The organism is Pelomonas sp. Root405, assembly GCF_001425165.1.
Classification (GTDB): Bacteria; Pseudomonadota; Gammaproteobacteria; order Burkholderiales; family Burkholderiaceae_C; genus Pelomonas.
On record NZ_LMDU01000001.1, the window covers coordinates 666,895 to 682,124 of the forward strand.

General features: G+C 69.2%; 15 protein-coding genes. 8 read left to right on the top strand and 7 right to left on the bottom strand.

All coding sequences use genetic code 11. The features are described from left to right. Nucleotides 1-19: 19 nt before the first annotated feature. From ASC81_RS02940 to ASC81_RS02955, 4 genes are read left to right on the top strand one after another with little or no spacing between them, the layout of a single operon-like run. Nucleotides 20-1,429 carry a sodium:solute symporter gene (locus tag ASC81_RS02940; RefSeq protein ID WP_056262500.1) on the top strand — a complete coding sequence of 470 codons (1,410 nt, stop codon included), beginning with the start codon at nt 20-22 and terminating at the stop codon, nt 1,427-1,429. Further along, nucleotides 1,426-1,812 carry a hypothetical protein gene (locus ASC81_RS02945; RefSeq protein ID WP_156391686.1) on the top strand — a complete coding sequence of 129 codons (387 nt, stop codon included), beginning with the start codon at nt 1,426-1,428 and terminating at the stop codon, nt 1,810-1,812. Before ASC81_RS02940 ends, ASC81_RS02945 begins: the two co-directional genes overlap by 4 nt. 53 nt (nt 1,813-1,865) lie before the next feature. Continuing rightward, nucleotides 1,866-3,644, top strand: a complete 1,779-nt coding sequence (locus ASC81_RS02950) for an ABC transporter ATP-binding protein (RefSeq protein ID WP_056262506.1) — start codon at nt 1,866-1,868, stop codon at nt 3,642-3,644. Nucleotides 3,645-3,690: 46 nt separating this feature from the next. Next, complete coding sequence (locus ASC81_RS02955; RefSeq protein ID WP_056264217.1) at nt 3,691-5,442, top strand: ABC transporter ATP-binding protein; 1,752 nt, start codon at nt 3,691-3,693, stop codon at nt 5,440-5,442. On the opposite strand, the gene ASC81_RS02960 is transcribed toward ASC81_RS02955, so the two are convergent. The 6 genes from ASC81_RS02960 to ASC81_RS02985 are packed head-to-tail and all read right to left on the bottom strand — an operon-like array spanning nt 5,423 to nt 9,846. Further along, nucleotides 5,423-6,157, bottom strand: a complete 735-nt coding sequence (locus tag ASC81_RS02960; protein ID WP_056262508.1) for an SDR family NAD(P)-dependent oxidoreductase — start codon at nt 6,155-6,157, stop codon at nt 5,423-5,425. The genes ASC81_RS02955 and ASC81_RS02960 overlap by 20 nt on opposite strands. Continuing rightward, nucleotides 6,154-6,900 (bottom strand): bifunctional 2-polyprenyl-6-hydroxyphenol methylase/3-demethylubiquinol 3-O-methyltransferase UbiG, encoded by a 747-nt coding sequence (ubiG, locus tag ASC81_RS02965; protein ID WP_056262511.1) that lies wholly within the window; start codon nt 6,898-6,900, stop codon nt 6,154-6,156. The genes ASC81_RS02960 and ubiG overlap by 4 nt, the downstream gene beginning before the upstream one ends. Continuing rightward, nucleotides 6,893-7,435, bottom strand: a complete 543-nt coding sequence (locus ASC81_RS27460; RefSeq protein ID WP_056264220.1) for a demethoxyubiquinone hydroxylase family protein — start codon at nt 7,433-7,435, stop codon at nt 6,893-6,895. The genes ubiG and ASC81_RS27460 overlap by 8 nt, the downstream gene beginning before the upstream one ends. Then, nucleotides 7,432-7,809, bottom strand: coding sequence for a DCC1-like thiol-disulfide oxidoreductase family protein (locus ASC81_RS27465; protein ID WP_056262514.1), 378 nt, complete (start codon nt 7,807-7,809; stop codon nt 7,432-7,434). Before ASC81_RS27465 ends, ASC81_RS27460 begins: the two co-directional genes overlap by 4 nt. Before the next feature lie 59 nt (nt 7,810-7,868). Beyond that, the gene (locus tag ASC81_RS02980; RefSeq protein ID WP_056262516.1) at nt 7,869-9,110 is read right to left on the bottom strand and encodes a patatin-like phospholipase family protein; all 1,242 of its coding nucleotides are present in this window, start codon (nt 9,108-9,110) and stop codon (nt 7,869-7,871) included. Nucleotides 9,111-9,132: 22 nt separating this feature from the next. Then, a complete protein-coding gene (locus ASC81_RS02985; RefSeq protein ID WP_056262519.1) occupies nt 9,133-9,846 on the bottom strand; it encodes a phasin family protein in 714 nt (237 codons plus the stop codon). 186 nt (nt 9,847-10,032) lie between these two features. Between ASC81_RS02985 and ASC81_RS02990 the strand changes: the two genes are divergently transcribed. The 4 genes from ASC81_RS02990 (at nt 10,033) to ASC81_RS03005 (ending at nt 14,719) form a co-directional block, all read left to right on the top strand. Then, nucleotides 10,033-12,027, top strand: a complete 1,995-nt coding sequence (locus ASC81_RS02990) for an SDR family oxidoreductase (protein WP_056262522.1) — start codon at nt 10,033-10,035, stop codon at nt 12,025-12,027. Nucleotides 12,028-12,207: 180 nt separating this feature from the next. Then, on the top strand, nt 12,208-12,753 hold the full coding sequence (locus tag ASC81_RS02995; protein WP_056262525.1) for a GNAT family N-acetyltransferase: 546 nt from the start codon (nt 12,208-12,210) through the stop codon (nt 12,751-12,753). Beyond that, nucleotides 12,750-13,979 carry a trans-acting enoyl reductase family protein gene (locus ASC81_RS03000; protein WP_056262528.1) on the top strand — a complete coding sequence of 410 codons (1,230 nt, stop codon included), beginning with the start codon at nt 12,750-12,752 and terminating at the stop codon, nt 13,977-13,979. The genes ASC81_RS02995 and ASC81_RS03000 overlap by 4 nt, the downstream gene beginning before the upstream one ends. Next, a complete protein-coding gene (locus ASC81_RS03005; protein ID WP_156391688.1) occupies nt 13,976-14,719 on the top strand; it encodes a nitrilase-related carbon-nitrogen hydrolase in 744 nt (247 codons plus the stop codon). The genes ASC81_RS03000 and ASC81_RS03005 overlap by 4 nt, the downstream gene beginning before the upstream one ends. Here ASC81_RS03005 and ASC81_RS03010 read toward each other — a convergent pair. Continuing rightward, entirely contained in the window at nt 14,716-15,177 is a 462-nt protein-coding gene (locus tag ASC81_RS03010) for a DUF1203 domain-containing protein (RefSeq protein ID WP_056262532.1), read from the bottom strand. The two genes, ASC81_RS03005 and ASC81_RS03010, sit on opposite strands and share 4 nt — an antisense overlap. Nucleotides 15,178-15,230: the final 53 nt, after the last annotated feature.

Below are 15,230 nucleotides of genomic sequence, written 5' to 3' on the forward strand. Positions count from 1 at the left end.
TCGGGCATCATGCGGGCCCATGTCGCCTGCACTGCTTTTGCTCGGGGTTCTCACCTACTTCGCCCTGCTGTTGGTGCTGGCGCGGTGCGTCTCGCACGGTTCCGGGGCTGAGGGTTTCTATGTGGGGGGCAGGGAAAGTCCCTGGCCGGTCGTCGCCTTCGGAATGATCGGCACCTCGCTGTCCGGCGTCACCTTCATCAGCGTGCCGGGCTCGGTGGCGGCCAATGGCTTCACCTATCTGCAGATCGTCATCGGCCAGTTGGCGGGCTATGCCGTCATCGCCTTCGTGCTGCTGCCGGCCTATCACCGGCTCCAGCTGGCCTCCATCTACGGGCTGCTCGGCGACCGGCTCGGCCCGGCGGCGCAGCGCCTGGGCTCGGCCTTCTTCATCCTTAGCCGCACGCTGGGTGCGACGGCGCGGCTCTACCTGGTCGTCGCGGTGCTGCACACGCTGATCCTGCAGCCGCTGGGCGTGCCCTTCGCCGTCGGCGCGGCGGTCGTGCTGATCATGATCCTGCTGTACACCGTCGAGGGCGGCGTCAAGGCGCTGGTGTGGACCGACACGCTGCAGACGGCCGGCATGCTGACGGGGCTGTTCGTCTGCATCGCGCTGCTGTGGCGGCCCGATGCGCTGTCGCTGCTGGACGCGGCCGACCTGTCGCGTGTCTGGGTCGGCGACCCGCTGAGCCGCGACTTCTCCGTGAAGGCGCTGCTGGCCGGCATGTTCATTGCCATTGCGATGACCGGGTTGGACCAGGAAATGATGCAGAAGAGCTTGTCGGTGGCCAAGCTGCGCGACGCGCAGAAGAACCTGCTCGTGCTGGCCGTGCTGATGCTGGTCGTCGTCGGCGCCTTCCTGCTGCTGGGCGGGTTGCTGACGCTGTTTGCGCAGGCACAGGGTTTGGCGGTGAAGGGCGATGCGCTCTTCCCTACTGTCGTCATGCAGCACCTGCCGGCCTGGGTGCAGATCGTCTTCGTGCTGGCCCTGGTGTCGGCCCTGTTGCCCAGCGCCGACGGTGCGCTCACCGCGTTGACGGCCAGCACCTGCCTGGACCTGCTGCGCGTGCCGCGTGAGGACACGCGCACGCGGCGGCGGGTGCACTACGGCTTCGCGCTGCTGTTCCTGGCGCTGGTGCTGGGCTTCAAGGCGCTGGACAGCACAAGCATGATTTATCTGATCCTCAAGCTCGCGGGCTACACCTACGGCCCGCTGCTGGGGCTGTTCGCGTTTGCGATGTTCACGCCAAGGGTGGTGTCGGGGCGGGCGCTGGTGGCGGTGTGCGTGGTGGCGCCGTTGCTGTGCGCGGTGCTGGACTTTGGGCAGCCTTGGGGCGGGTATCAGATTGGGCTGGAGTTGCTGTTGCTGAATGGGTTTTTGACCTGGGCCGGGCTGTGGCTAACCGGAGCACGAGGATCGGTAGCGACATGACGGCTCGCCATCATCATCTCCGCCATGTCGCCCTGTGTGGCGCCCTGCTGCTCTTGCTCATGGCGCTCGCTTGGACGACAGGGACCGAACTTAGCCTGCTCGACAGAGCTCTCAGCACCGCACCGTTCGCGCTTGCCGGCACCTTCGTGTTCAATCGCTTCCAGCGCAGCCGCCAGAACCGGGGGTGCAAGGACAGTGAACTCGATGCGGTGCCCGCCCAGTCAGGCATTCAGCTTGCCAATACCGTCTCCCTGCTAGCGCTGATTTTTGGCCTCGCCTGTGCAGCCGTTGCCGTCATGGCGCCAAGTCACTTGGCAGCTGTGGTCTGGATCGTGCCGGTTCTGGCCGGAAGCATCGGCATCCACCTTGAGGCAGTCAGCTGACGGTCTGGCTCGCGCCCTGCGCGTCATTGACGCGCGGCGACACTGTCCCCCGCATGTCCGTTTCCGTTCCCGCTTCTCCCGCCACGCTCTCCCGCATGCTCGCCGCCTTCGTGCGCGAGCACTGGCGCGCCTACCTTTCGGCCGGCGCGATGCTGTCCTGCATCGCCGCGCTGACCGTCTGGATCCCCCGCCAGGTCGGCCATGTCGTCGACGAACTCGTCGCCGGCGGCCTCCAGGGCGATGCGCTGTTGAAGCAACTCGCGCTGCTGGTGCTGGCCGGCCTCGTCATCTACCTGCTGCGCGCCGGCTGGCGGCTGACGCTGTTCAAGGCGTCCTTCCGCCTCGGCGCGCGGTTGCGCACGCGGCTGTATGCGCGCCTGGCGCTGCAAGGCCCGGCCTACTTCCAGTCTCAGCGCACCGGCGACCTGATGGCACTAGCGACCAACGACATCGACACGGTCGAGCAGGCCGCCGGCGAGGCGATGCTGGCGGGCTTTGACGGCACGCAGACGCTGGTGCTGGTGCTTGCGATGATGACGTTAGGCATTGACTGGCGCCTGGGCCTCGCGGCGCTCGTCCCTTTCCCGCTGATGGCGCTGGCCTTCTGGTGGATTTCCAACCACCTGCACCAGGCCGCGCAGGACTCGCTGGGTAGCTTCAGCGGCCTGAACCAGCAGGTGCAGGAGAGTTTGTCCGGCGTGCGCACCGTGCGGGCGCTGGGGCTGGTTGCGCGCAGCGAACAACAGTTCGGCGAGCTGGCCGACAAGGCCGCCGAGGCGAGCTTCCGATCACAGCGCTGGGAGGCCGCCTACGAGCCTGCTGTCGGCATGACGCTGGGCGCCGCGACGGCCATTGCGCTGGCGATGGGCGGCTGGCTGGTCGCGCGCGGCGAATTGAGCATCGGCCAGCTGACGGCCTTCACGATGTACCTCGGCCAGCTGATCTGGCCGATGTTCGCGGCCGGATGGGTGTTGGCCCTGCTGGAACGCGGCCGTGCGGCCTGGACGCGGCTGGCGCCGGTGCTGGACGCGCCGTTGACACTGGCCGACGAGGGCAGGGCGGTACTTCCCGCCGACACCACGCTTCGCGCGGAAGGCCTCACCTTTTCCTTTCCGGGCGCCAAGCGCCCGGCGCTCGAAGGCGTCGACCTGGCGCTCGCGCCCGGCAAGACGCTGGGCATCGTCGGCGCGACCGGTGCGGGCAAGTCCACCTTCGTGCGCCTGTTGCTGCGCCAGGCCGAGCCCGACGCCGGCCGGCTGACGCTGGGCGGCATCGCGCTGCCCGAACTGCCGCTCACAACGCTGCGCGCCCACATCGCCTGGGTGCCGCAGGAGCCCTTTTTGTTCTCCGCCTCGGTGGCCGACAACATCGCGCTGGCCAAGCCGGGTGCGACGGCCGCGGAGGTCGAGGCCGCCGCGCGCTTGGCCGCCGTGCACGACGACATTGCCCGCCTGCCCAACGGCTATGCGACCGAGGTGGGCGAGCGCGGCGTGACCTTGTCGGGCGGCCAGCGCCAGCGCGTCGCGATTGCCAGGGCGCTGCTGAGCGATGCCCCGCTGCTGGTGCTGGACGACGCGCTGTCGGCCGTCGACACCGGCACCGAGACCGACATCCTCGACCACCTGCGCGAGCTGCGCAGCACGCGCCCCGACCGCAGCGTCATCGTCATCGCGCACCGGCTGTCAGCCGTGATGGATGCCGATGAAGTGATCGTGCTCAAGCAGGGCCATGTCATCGAGCGCGGCTCTCACCAGCAACTGCTGCAGCTGGCTGGCTGGTACGCCGCCCAGTGGCGCTACCAACAGATCGAGGCCAGCCTTGAAGCCGCCTGAGACGCCCAAGAAGATCGAGAAACCTTGGCAGAGCGTTGGCCTGCTGATGAATTCGGCCCGACCCGAGCGCGCCCACTTGATCCGCGGCGGGCTCTGGCTCGCCGCCGCCGCCGGCCTCGAAGTGCTCGCCCCCATCCTCGGCAAGCGCTACATCGACCACCATCTGCTGCCGCGCCAGTTCGACATCACCGAGATGGCCACGCTGCTGATGCTGATGCTGCTGACCGGCTGGGCGGCGAGCTGGATCCGCTATGCCCAGCTGTCGCGCATGGCCGGTGTGGCCCGGCGCTCGGTGCTGCGGCTGCGCGAGCGCGTCTATGCGCATGTGCTGGCGCTGCCGATGGCCTTCTTCGACAAGGCCATCACCGGCCAGCTCGTCAGCCGCGTGACCAACGACACCGAGGCGGTGAACCAGCTCTACCGCCAGGTGCTGTACGTGATGCTCGACTCGACCATCGTTGTCATCGGTTCGCTGGTGGCGATGGCCTTCCTGGACTGGCGGCTGATGCTCATCGTCGCGACGCTGGTGCCGGCCATGGTGGTCATCATCCTGGCGTACCAGAAGCTGTCGGCGCCTGCAGTGGCGCGCACGCGCCAGCTGCGCAGCGACATCAATGCGCAGATGGCCGAGAGCATGGCCGGCATGGCGGTGCTGCAGGCCAGCGGCGCGGCCGGGCGCTTCGGCGCGCGCTTCGAGACGACGAATGCCGAACACCGGCTGTCGCGCATCGCCGAGCTGCGCGCCAATGCCTGGCTGCTGCGGCCGGCGCTGGACCTGATGAATGTGCTGCTGCTCGTCACCGTCATCTACAGCTTCGGCCAGCGCCAGCTGACCGGGCCGATGGGCGTGCTGGAGGTGGGCCTGCTCTATGCCTTCCTCGCCTACATCGCCCGGGTCGTGGAACCGCTGATCCAGATCACCATGCAGTTCGGCCAGTTGCAGCAGGCCATGGTGGCCGCGTCGCGCGTGCGCACGCTGCTGGAGGAGGACGAACACCGCGGGCCGGCTCAGGACGGCCGAGAAATCACCCAGGGCGGCATCCGCATCGAGGGCCTGACCTTCGGCTATGCCCCGTCGCGGCCGGTGCTGCATGGCGTGGACGTGGACATCGCGCCAGGCAGCTTTGTCGGCATCGTCGGCCACACGGGCAGCGGCAAGAGCACGTTGCTGTCGCTGCTGCTGCGCTTCTACACGGCCCAGGCCGGGCGCATCACGGTGGACGGCCAGCCGCTGGCCAGCGTGCCCGATGCTGCCTTTCGCGACGCCGTGGGCCTGGTGCCGCAGGAGCCCTATCTGATGTCGGCCAGCGTGCGCGACAACATCGCGATGGGGCGGCCGGGCATCGGCGAGGAAGACATCCAGGCCGCGGCCCAGGCGGCGCGCGCGCATGACTTCATCACCGCGCTGCCGCAGGGCTATGACACCCAGCTGGGTGAGGGCGGGGCCCGCGTGTCCACCGGCCAGAAGCAACTGCTGGCAATGGCGCGGGCGTTGGCGGGCTCACCGCGCATCCTGTTCCTGGACGAAGCCACCAGCAACATCGACAGCGCCACCGAGCAGCGCGTCGGCGAGGCGCTGACGGCGCTGCGCGGCCGCGTGACGGTGGTAGCCATCGCCCACCGGCTGTCGACCATCCGCGCGGCCGACCAGATCCTGGTGCTCAACCACGGCCACCTGCAGGAGCGCGGCACACACGAGGCGCTGATGGCGCTCGACGGCGGCCTGTACCGCCGGCTGGTGGAGCTGCAGACGCTGGAAGAGACGGACGCGGCCGAGCTCAGCGAACCAGAGGCCTGACGCGCGTGAAGCCGCCGTCCACAGGCAAGACCTGGCCCGTCAGCCGGTCGGCCGCGTCGGACAGCAGCCAGGCCATCACGCCGGCCACCTGCTCGGGCGTCTGCACACCGCCCAGCGGGTACTGCTTGCCGGCGCCTTCGCGCATGGCGGGCTGCTTGAGCATGGCAGCAGTCATCGGCGTGTCGGTCATGCCGGGTGCGACCGCATTGATGCGCAGGCCCTGCGGCGCATAGGTCGCCGCCGCGCTGCGCACCAGGGCCTCGATGCCGCCCTTGGCCGCGGCAATGGCCTCGTGGTTGGCCACGCCGATGCCGGCCACCACCGAACTGACAAGCACGGCAGCGCCCGGCTGCGCGGGTTCACGCAGGGCCTCCACCCAGGCGCCCAGCGTGAACAGCGCGCTTTCCAGGTTGATGCGCAGCACCTCGCGCACAGCTTCAGCCCGGCTGCGGTGCAGCGGCGCGATCAGCGTGCTGCCCACGCAATGGGCCAGCCGCGTGGGCACGCCGAGCGCCTCGCGGCACTGCGCGACGGCGGCGGCTGCGCCCTCGGGCGTCGTGGTGTCGGCCTGGATGTGCAGCGCGGCCGGCACCTCGGCCAGCGCGGCTGCATCGCGGCCGACGGCGGCAACCTGCCAGCCTTGTGCGTGCAGTTGGCTGCACAGGGCGCGGCCGATGCCGCCGCGGGCGCCGGTGACGAGAACGATGGGGCTCATGCGGGCGTCTCCGAAGCGGGGCGGGCAAAGCTCGTCAGGTAGTTGACCGAGGTGTCGCGCGTCCAGCTGGCGCGGTGCAGCAGCGGCAGATAGCGCATGCCCAGCCGCTGCAGCGGCCGCAGGCCGGCGCGCGTGGCAGCGGCCTCCAGCTCGGCCGGCGTGACGAACTGGCGCCAGCGGTGCGTGCCCACCGGCAGCACGCGCAGGATGTACTCCGCGCCGGCAATCGCCAGCAGCCAGCTGCGCGCGGTGCGGTTGATGGTGGAGGCGATCAGCAGCCCGCCCGGTGCCACATGGTCGGCCACCTGCGCCAGGAAGGCCGGCACATCGTCGACATGCTCCACCACCTCCAGCGCCAGCACGATGTCGAAGCGCTCGTCGGGCTGCAAGGCCACGGCCGGCTCGCCGACGCGGTAGTCCAGCCCGGGCAATATTTCAGATAGATCGCCAGCATGGCGGCGCGCCGCGCCGATGTTGCCGGCCGAGGCGTCGATGCCCACCACGCGCAGGCCGTCGCGGGCCAGCGGCTCGGCCATCAGGCCGCCGCCACAGCCCACGTCCAACAGGCTCAGGCCCGCGCGCTCGCCGTGGTGGCGGCGGACGGCCTCCCGCACCCAGGCCAGGCGCAGTGCATTGGTCACGTGCAGCGGCCGCATCGGCCCGCGCGGGTTCCACCAGGTTGCGCTCCAGGCGTCGAAGCGGGCGATCTCGGCGGGGATGACCGTGCTGCGCGCGTCAGACATGGCGACACACCGACACCGCCTGGGCGGAGCCCCATCCCACCACGGTACACCACAGCCGCAGCAGCAACCCCGGCGCGCGGTCGGCATGCGCCGCTGCGGCTTCGTCCCGGTGGTGGGCCTCGTCCTGACGGCAGGCCTCCAGCTCGGCGCGCAGGCGGCCCCAAGCGGCATCGCCCGCCAGGCGGTCGATCTGTTGCTGGTAATGAACGTCCACAAAGGTCTCGACCGCCGCGATGGTGGCGTAGACGGCGCGCGGCCCGAACAGCGTGGGCAGGGCGCCGGTCAGCCAGCCGCTCAGTCGCCACAGCGGCAGCAGGCGGCTGCGCTGGCCCGCCGGCAGCCAACCGTTGATGACGGCGAGGTGGCGCTGCTCGGTGGCCAGGTGCCGCCGCGCGAAGTCGCGCAGCGCCGGGTCGCGGCTGAGCGCCAGCACGCCGCGATAGATGCAGACGGCACCGGTCTCGCCGGCATGGTCGGTGCGCAGGTCGGCCGCGAGTGCGGGCGGCAGCGCTGCCCGCTCCAGTACGGCGCTCATGGCGCCCGCCTCCACATCCGGCGCGCCACCAGGAACGCGCCATAGGCCGCATCCAGCAGCGCCACCACCGGCCGGTGGTCGAGCCAGCGCGCCAGCCACGCGGTGCGCGGCAGCGCGGCCCACATGGCGATGAAGGCGGCGGCCCCGCCCACCAGCGAGCCATCGGCGCGGCGCACATGCAGCCGCGCCAGGGCTGCCGCGCGGCTCAGGCCGGGGCCGAATGCGGCGGGCTCGCAGGCCGCGGCATCCACCCACTGCACGGCGTCGGCGCCTGACTGGCGGCGGTACATCGCGATCTCGCGACTGCAGACCGGGCAGCCGCCGTCGAAATAGACCGTGGAGCGGGTGTCATACGGCGTGGCTTGGCGAGACATGGCCGGCATGGTGCCTGCGTCGCCACAACCCTGCCGCCGCTCGGGTATGTCGCGCCGGGTCAGGCCTGGCGCGCTTCCAGCACCGTCAGGCTGCCGCGCAGCGAACGCAACGCCTGTTCCATGGGCGTTTCGCCCGGCGCCGGCAGCAGGCGGGCCTCGCGGCTGGCCAGCACGTCTTCGCGCAGCGTCAGCCCGGCGCGTGCGAACTGCGGCCTGAGCACCGCCGAACGCTCGCGCAGCAGCTCGCGCGTGGCTTGGTAGGCGTGCTCGGCGAGGTGACGGCGCTGGCTGTAGCTGAAGGTGTTGGCCATGAACAGCTCGGCATCGCGCGGGTCGGGCTCGAACAGCAGGATGTCGGTCTGCGGATGCGTCAGCTCATAGCCCTTCATGCCGAGTTCCAGCCGTGAGTGGATCAACGAGCGGAAGGTCTGCGACAGCACCAGCGGCAGGCCGCCGTCCACCAACCGGTGGATGCGCGGCTGCAGCGCACGCAGGGCCGGGCGGCCGAGCTTGCTGGCCAACTTCTTCGCCCGGCGCGAGCGTGCGTCGCGCGGCGACAGGCGGTTGCTCTCGTAGGGCACCAGCGGGTTCAGGCAGATCAGCAGATCTAGCCCGCGGTCCAGCAGCACGGAGGCGTGCAGCGTCTTCTTCAACGCGCCGTCGACGTAATGCCGGCCGTCGATCTCGACCGGCGGAAACAGGCCCGGCAGCGCGGCGCTGGCCTGCACGGCCTGGGAGATGGGCACATGGTCCCAGCCCTCGCTGCCGAAGGGGATGGCGTCGCCGCTGTCCAGGTCGGTCGCGACCAGCACGAGGCGGTGGCGCAGTTCGCGGAAGTCGTTCGTGCGGCCGGGTTCGGCGAAGACCTGGGTCAACGCCTCGCCGAAACGCTCGCTGCTCAGCAGGCCGGTGGGCAGCACGCGGCCGAGGCGCTCGATGGCACCGAGCACGGAGCGGCCCTCCAGCAGCACCTCCCGCGCGGCGTCGGCCAGCAGGCCGGGGAGCAGGCGCAGGCGCTCGCCGAACTCCGGCCACGCGGGCTGCAGCAGCTCGGCGGGGTCGAAGCGGTCGGGGGCCTCGGCGGTGTTCTCGATGAAGGCGGCGCAGAGCTGGCGCGGCGTCATGCCGTTGGCCAGGCCGGCGGCGATGAAGCCGCCGGCGCTGACGCCGATGTAGCCGTCGCAGGCGGTGAAGTCGAGGCCTTGAACAGCCTCCTCCAAAGCACAAAGGGCGCCAACTTCATAGATGGCGCCCAGTGGGCCTCCGCCTGCCAGGGCCAACCCGATCCGTGGTTGGCGCATGGTCAGAGAGAACTAGCTCGGGTCAGGCCTGAGCAGCCGGCGCGGCGGCCGGTGCAGTTGCAGCCTTCTTGGCAGCCGGTGCGCGCTTGGCCGGGGCGGCCTTCTTGGCCGCGGGCGCCGCAGCCTTCTTGGCCGGGGCCACGGCCTTCTTGGCGACGGCCTTGACGGCTGCCTTCACGGGCGCCGCCTTCTTGGCCACAGCCTTCTTGGCCGGTGCGGCCTTGGCGACCACGGCCTTCTTCACGGCGGCAGCCTTCTTGACCACGGCCTTCTTGGCCTTGGCAGCGGGGGCAGCCTTCTTCAGGCCGGCCGACACGGCCAGGTCGTCGATGCGCTTGATCAGGCTCTGCACGTCGCTGGCGGACGGCACGTTCAGCGTCTTGAGCGCCTTGGCCACGCGCTGCTCGAAGATCGATTCGAGCTTGTCCCAGTGCTGGCCGGCCTTGGCGCCGACATCACCGGCCACGCCGCTCATCTTGCTCGCCACGGCGCTGAGCTTTTCTTCAGCGGCGGATTGGGTCTTCTTCTGCAATTTGAGTCCTTCCGAAACGAGGGCCTCGAAAACCTTGCCACCCTCGCCCTGGGCCTTGGAGAAGGATGCCAGGCCGGCGGCCCAGATCTGCTGGGCGCTGTCCTTGACGTTCTGTGCCATTGCGCTGTCGAGCAGGCCAGCGGGGAAGCCGGTGGCGGCCGCAGCCTTCTTCTTGTCAGCCATCTTCTGGAGCTTCTTGACCATGGGTTGTCCTTGCGAGTTAGCGAATTGCCGACGCACTGTAGCGGCGGCATCCCGCGCCAGCACGGCCATTCCTAGTGAGTGCGCTCTACGCAAAGCGACGCCTGTCCTCGGGAAAGTGCCCAGCGGGGCGCCGGGGTCGCTGGTCAAGAATCAGCGCGATCCCATCCAAACAAGCAGGAGACCCGCATGCAGTATTTCGTCACTGGCGCCACCGGCTTCATCGGCAAGCGACTCGTCAAGAAGTTGCTGGCGCGGCGCGGCAGCACGGTCCATTTCCTGATGCGTGAGGAGAGCGCGGGCAAGCTGCCCGACCTGCTCGCCTACTGGGGCGTCTCCAAGACCCGCGCGATTCCCGTCTACGGCGACCTGACGGGCAAGAAGCTCGGCGTGGCCAGCGATGTCATCAAGAGCCTGAAGGGTCAGATCGATCACCTCTACCACCTGGCCGCGGTCTACGACCTGAGCGCCGATGAAGAGGCGCAGGTCGCCGTCAACATCGAGGGCACGCGCAGCATGGTGGAGTTTGCGCAGGCCATCGACGCGGGTCACGTGCACCATGTGTCGTCGATTGCGGCGGCCGGCCTGTACGAGGGCGTGTTCCGCGAGGACATGTTCGAGGAGGCCGAGAACCTCGATCACCCCTACTTCATGACCAAGCACGAGAGCGAGAAGATCGTGCGCAAGGAATGCAAGCGGCCGTGGACGGTCTACCGCCCGGCGCTGGTCGTCGGCGACTCCACCTCCGGCGAGATGGACAAGGTCGACGGGCCTTACTACTTCTTCAAGCTGATCCAGCGCATGCGCCAGATCCTGCCGCCGTGGATGCCCAGCGTCGGCCTGGAGGGCGGCCGCATCAACATCGTGCCGGTGGACTTCGTTGTCGACGCGCTCGACCACATCTCGCACAAGGTCAGCAAGGGCCACGGCTGTTACCACCTCGTGGATCCGCAGGGCTACCGCGTCGGCGATGTGCTGGATATCTTCAGCAAGGCCGCGCATGCGCCCAAGATGAATCTGTTCATCAACGCGGCGCTGCTGGGCTTCATCCCCAAGAGCGTCAAGAAGGGCCTCATGGCGCTGGCGCCGGTGCGCCGCATCCGCAACGCCGTCATGAAGGACCTCGGCATCCCCGAGGACATGTTCACCTTCATCAATTACCCGACGCGCTTCGACTGCCGCGACACCGAAGCCGCGTTGAAGGGCTCGGGCATCGCCTGCCCCGACCTGAACGACTATGCCTGGCGGCTGTGGGATTACTGGGAGCGTCATCTCGACCCGGCGCTGTTCATCGACCGATCGCTGCGCGGCGCGACCGGCGGCAAGGTGGTGCTGGTGACGGGTGGCTCGTCCGGCATAGGCTTGGCCGCGGCCATCAAGTTCGCCGAGGCCGGCGCCATCACGCTGATCTGCGCGCGTGACGAGGTCAAGCTGGCCGAGGCGGTCAAGGAGATCAAGGACAAGGCCGGCAAGGACGCGCAGATCCACAGTTATGCCTGCGACATCGCGGACGAGGCCGGCTGCGCCGGGCTGATCGCCTGGTGCAACGAGAACTTCGGCGGCGTCGACTTCCTCATCAACAACGCCGGTCGCTCCATCCGCCGCGCCATCGAGAGCAGCTACGACCGCTTCCACGACTTCCAGCGCACGATGGACCTGAACTACTTCGGCTGCCTGCGCGTCACCATGGGCCTGCTGCCCGGCATGGTGGCCAAGAAGAAGGGCCATGTCGTCAACATCAGCTCCATCGGCGTGCTGACCAACGCGCCGCGCTTCAGCGCCTACGTGGCCAGCAAGGCCGCGCTGGACGCCTGGACGCGCTGCGCCTCCAGCGAGTTCGCCGACACCGGCGTGACCTTCACCACCATCAACATGCCGCTGGTGCGCACGCCCATGATCGCGCCGACAGCGATCTACAAGAACGTGCCGACGCTGGCGCCCGAGGAGGCTGGCGACATGATTGCGCAGGCCTGCATCAACAAGCCGGTGCGCATCGCCACGCGCTTGGGCATCTCGGGCGAGATGCTGCATGCGGCCGCGCCGCGCATCGCGCAGATCGTCATGAACACGACTTTCCGCATGTTCCCCGACAGCTCGGCCGCCAAGGGCGACAAGTCGGGCAAGCCGACGCTGTCGCCCGAAGCCATCGCGATGCAGCAGATGATGCGAGGCATCCATTTCTAGCAAAGCGGCGCATCAAGCTACTGCGCGCGCACATGGCGGGCCTGCGCTGCTCGCCGTACGCGAGTACGGCTGCGCTGCTCGACCCACCCTGAGCCCGCTCGCTACGCTTGCTGCACCACTTTGCCCGGCCGCGTGCCGCCTGGGGGCGTCCGCGGCCGATCTGTCTGACGGAGAGTTTTCATGCTTCGAGGTCAACGTGTCGGCCTGCGCTATGTGACCGAGGACGACCTGCCGTGGCTCAAGCGCACGACGGGTGACCCGCTGGTGCGCGGACCCCATCTCGGCTCGCGCATGACGACGCCGCATGCGGTGGACCAGCGCTGGAAGGACAACGGCTTTGCCAACGAGGACGCCGAACGCCTGCTGATCTGCCACTTGATCGATGGCAGCGTCATCGGCGACGTGGTGCACTTTGCCGCGGCCCGCTACACGACGGCGCGCGAGATCGGCTGGACGCTGGCCGACGTGGCCATGCGCGGCCAGGGCCTGGCCAGCGAGGCTGCAGCTCTGCTGGTGGACTACCTGTTCGAGAACTGGCCGGTGAACCGCTTGTCCTGCGGCATGTCGGTGCACAACCATGCCTCGCGGCGCGTGGCCGAGAAGTGCGGCTTCAAGCACGAGGGCATTCAGCGCGGCATCGTCTTCGTGGCCGGCGAGTATGTGGACTGCCATGCCCTGGCGCTGCTGCGCGGTGACTGGCTGGCGATGAAAGGCAGGCGCGAGTGAAAAACGACAAGGAGTTCGACCTCATCGTCTTCGGCGCCACCGGTTTCACCGGCCGGCTCGTCGCCGAGTACCTGCACCTCAGCGGCGCCGACGGTGCGCGCTGGGCGATTGCCGGCCGCAGCCTCGACAAGCTCGCGAAAGTGCGCGACGAACTGCACTTGCCGCCGTCCGTCGCGCTGCTGAAGGCGGATGCGGGCGACGCCGCTGCGTTGAAGGCGCTCGTCGCTCGCACCCGCTGCGTCATCACCACGGTCGGCCCCTACCAACTGCATGGCGAGCCGCTGGCAACAGCCTGCGCTTCAGGCGGCACCGACTACGTCGACCTCTGCGGCGAGCCGCTGTGGATGGCCCGGATGATCGAGAAGCTCACGCCGCTGGCGCAGAAAAGCGGCGCGCGCATCGTCTTCTCCTGCGGCTTCGATTCCATCCCCTTCGACCTCGGCGTCGTCTATCTGCAGGCCGAGGCGCAGCAACGCTTTGGCGCGCCGCTGGCCGAGGTGCGCGGCCGCGTCGCGCGGCTCAAGGGCACGTTCTCCGGTGGCACCTTCGCCAGCATGATGGAAACCATCGAGGCCGTGCGCCGCGAACCCGGCCTCATCAAGCTGATGACCAACCCCTTCGCGCTCGCCGGCGGCTTCAAGGGCCCGCGGCAACCCAACGACCAGGGTGCCGACTTCGACGCCTGGGCCGACGCCTGGGCCGGCCCCTTCGTCATGGCCACCATCAACACCAAGAACATCCACCGCAGCAATGCGCTGCGCGGCCATCCCTGGGGCGAGCGCTTCGTCTACAGCGAGAAGCTGCTGACGGGCAAGCCTGGCGTGGGCGACAAGGGCCGCAAGAAGGCCAAGGCGCTCGCCCGCTTCACGCAGCTGCAAAACCTGGCGCTGGGCTTCGGGCCGACGCGCGCGCTGCTGCGCCGCTTTGTGCTGACCCAACCTGGCGATGGCCCCGACAAGGCCGCGCGCGAGGAGGGTCGCTACGAGGTCTGGTTCATCGGCAAATCGGCCAGCGGTGAAACGCTGCGCGCTGTCGTCAAGGGCGACCGCGACCCGGGCTATGGCTCCACCTGCAAGCTCATCAGCGAGGCGGCGCTGTGCCTGGTGCAGGACGTCGGCCGCGACGCCACGCCGGGTGGCGTCTGGACGCCCGGCAGTGCAATGGGGCTGGCCCTTGTGCGGCGCCTGCACGAGCGCGCTGGACTGACTTTCGAGATGGCCGCTTGAAGCCGCCACGCTGGGCTATTGCCCAGCCGCGCATGCACTGGACGCTGGCAGCCAATCTGGCCGAAACCGTGGCGGCGCTTGAAGCCGCAGCTGCTGCTGGCGCCGATGGCTGCGTCTGCACGGAGCTGGCCTTGACGGGTTTTCATCGACGTCTGCCCGAGGTGCTGGCTACCGAAGCGCTGACCCTGGCAGAAGCGCAGCTGCGCGCCACCTGTGCACGGCTCGGCATCGCGGCAGCGATTGGCGTGCCGACATGGGCTGAGGACGGAGCGCTGCTCAACAGCCATGTCTACATCGATGCCGCGGGAAGCGAGGTGGGCCGTGTGCACAAGCGTGGGCTCACGCCGAGCGAATCCAGCTTCTTCGCACCTGGCGGCGCACGCGCTTGGACGGCCATCGGCGGTGTGCTGGCAACCTCGGTGCTTTGCCGTGAGATGCTGGACATCGATGCGCTGCTGCCCGAGCTGGCTGCCGGACGGACGGCCGGCATACGAGTCATCTTCTGGCCGAGCTACATCAGCGATGCCGATGACGCGGCGCTGTGTGATGCCTATCGCCATGGCGCCGAGGCGCTGGCCCGGGGGCTGGGCGCCTGGGTGCTGCAGAGCAACTGGCCCGAGGGCCTGAACCTGCCCGGGCAGCGCGGCTTTGGTGCGAGCGTCGTCATCGCTCCCGACGGACGCCGCGTCATGACGCTGCCGCGTGACGAAGCGGCGCTGACCGTCGTGGATCTGGCTTAGGCCGCGCGCCGGATCAGGGCCGCATAGCAACCGCGCCGCGCGAAATGGGCGTGGATGTAGTCGACCTCTGGCTGGGCCAGCAGGCGCTCGACGAGGCCTTCGATGGCCGCGCCGTCGACGATGTCGGCATCGACCATCAGACCCGCGGCGTCGAAGGCGCGCAGCGACAGCAGGCGCCGGCGCAGCGCGTCGGGCACGGTGTCGACGGCGTCGAAGGGCGCGCCCGCCTGCTCGCGCACGAAGATGGCGTGGCGCGAGCGGTAGGGCGTGTCGGCGGGCTGGTGCTCGTGATTGAGCAGCAGCACGGTCTCGTCGGCCGTCGTGTCGCGCAGCTCGACGCGGTCGGGCAGCCCGGCGCCGCGATGGCGCATGGCGCCATGGGCGGCGAGTTCGACGTCGCTCAGGCCGAAGAGATGTTCAAAGGGTTGGGCGGACAGCCCGGTGATGCGAAAGGACATGGCGTGCTCCTGGTGGGATGCTCGCCATTCTTCAGATGCAGCAGGCTCGCGTC

Excerpts from the sequence above, each read along its gene's own strand:
- ASC81_RS02940 (WP_056262500.1), top strand. The coding sequence starts at position 20 with ATGTCGCCTGCACTGCTTTTGCTCGGGGTTCTCACCTACTTCGCCCTG.
- ASC81_RS02945 (WP_156391686.1), top strand. The coding sequence starts at position 1,426 with ATGACGGCTCGCCATCATCATCTCCGCCATGTCGCCCTGTGTGGCGCC.
- ASC81_RS02950 (WP_056262506.1), top strand. The coding sequence starts at position 1,866 with ATGTCCGTTTCCGTTCCCGCTTCTCCCGCCACGCTCTCCCGCATGCTC.
- ASC81_RS02955 (WP_056264217.1), top strand. The coding sequence starts at position 3,691 with ATGAATTCGGCCCGACCCGAGCGCGCCCACTTGATCCGCGGCGGGCTC.
- ASC81_RS02960 (WP_056262508.1), bottom strand. The coding sequence starts at position 6,157 with ATGAGCCCCATCGTTCTCGTCACCGGCGCCCGCGGCGGCATCGGCCGC.
- ubiG (WP_056262511.1), bottom strand. The coding sequence starts at position 6,900 with ATGTCTGACGCGCGCAGCACGGTCATCCCCGCCGAGATCGCCCGCTTC.
- ASC81_RS27460 (WP_056264220.1), bottom strand. The coding sequence starts at position 7,435 with ATGAGCGCCGTACTGGAGCGGGCAGCGCTGCCGCCCGCACTCGCGGCC.
- ASC81_RS27465 (WP_056262514.1), bottom strand. The coding sequence starts at position 7,809 with ATGTCTCGCCAAGCCACGCCGTATGACACCCGCTCCACGGTCTATTTC.
- ASC81_RS02980 (WP_056262516.1), bottom strand. The coding sequence starts at position 9,110 with ATGCGCCAACCACGGATCGGGTTGGCCCTGGCAGGCGGAGGCCCACTG.
- ASC81_RS02985 (WP_056262519.1), bottom strand. The coding sequence starts at position 9,846 with ATGGTCAAGAAGCTCCAGAAGATGGCTGACAAGAAGAAGGCTGCGGCC.
- ASC81_RS02990 (WP_056262522.1), top strand. The coding sequence starts at position 10,033 with ATGCAGTATTTCGTCACTGGCGCCACCGGCTTCATCGGCAAGCGACTC.
- ASC81_RS02995 (WP_056262525.1), top strand. The coding sequence starts at position 12,208 with ATGCTTCGAGGTCAACGTGTCGGCCTGCGCTATGTGACCGAGGACGAC.
- ASC81_RS03010 (WP_056262532.1), bottom strand. The coding sequence starts at position 15,177 with ATGTCCTTTCGCATCACCGGGCTGTCCGCCCAACCCTTTGAACATCTC.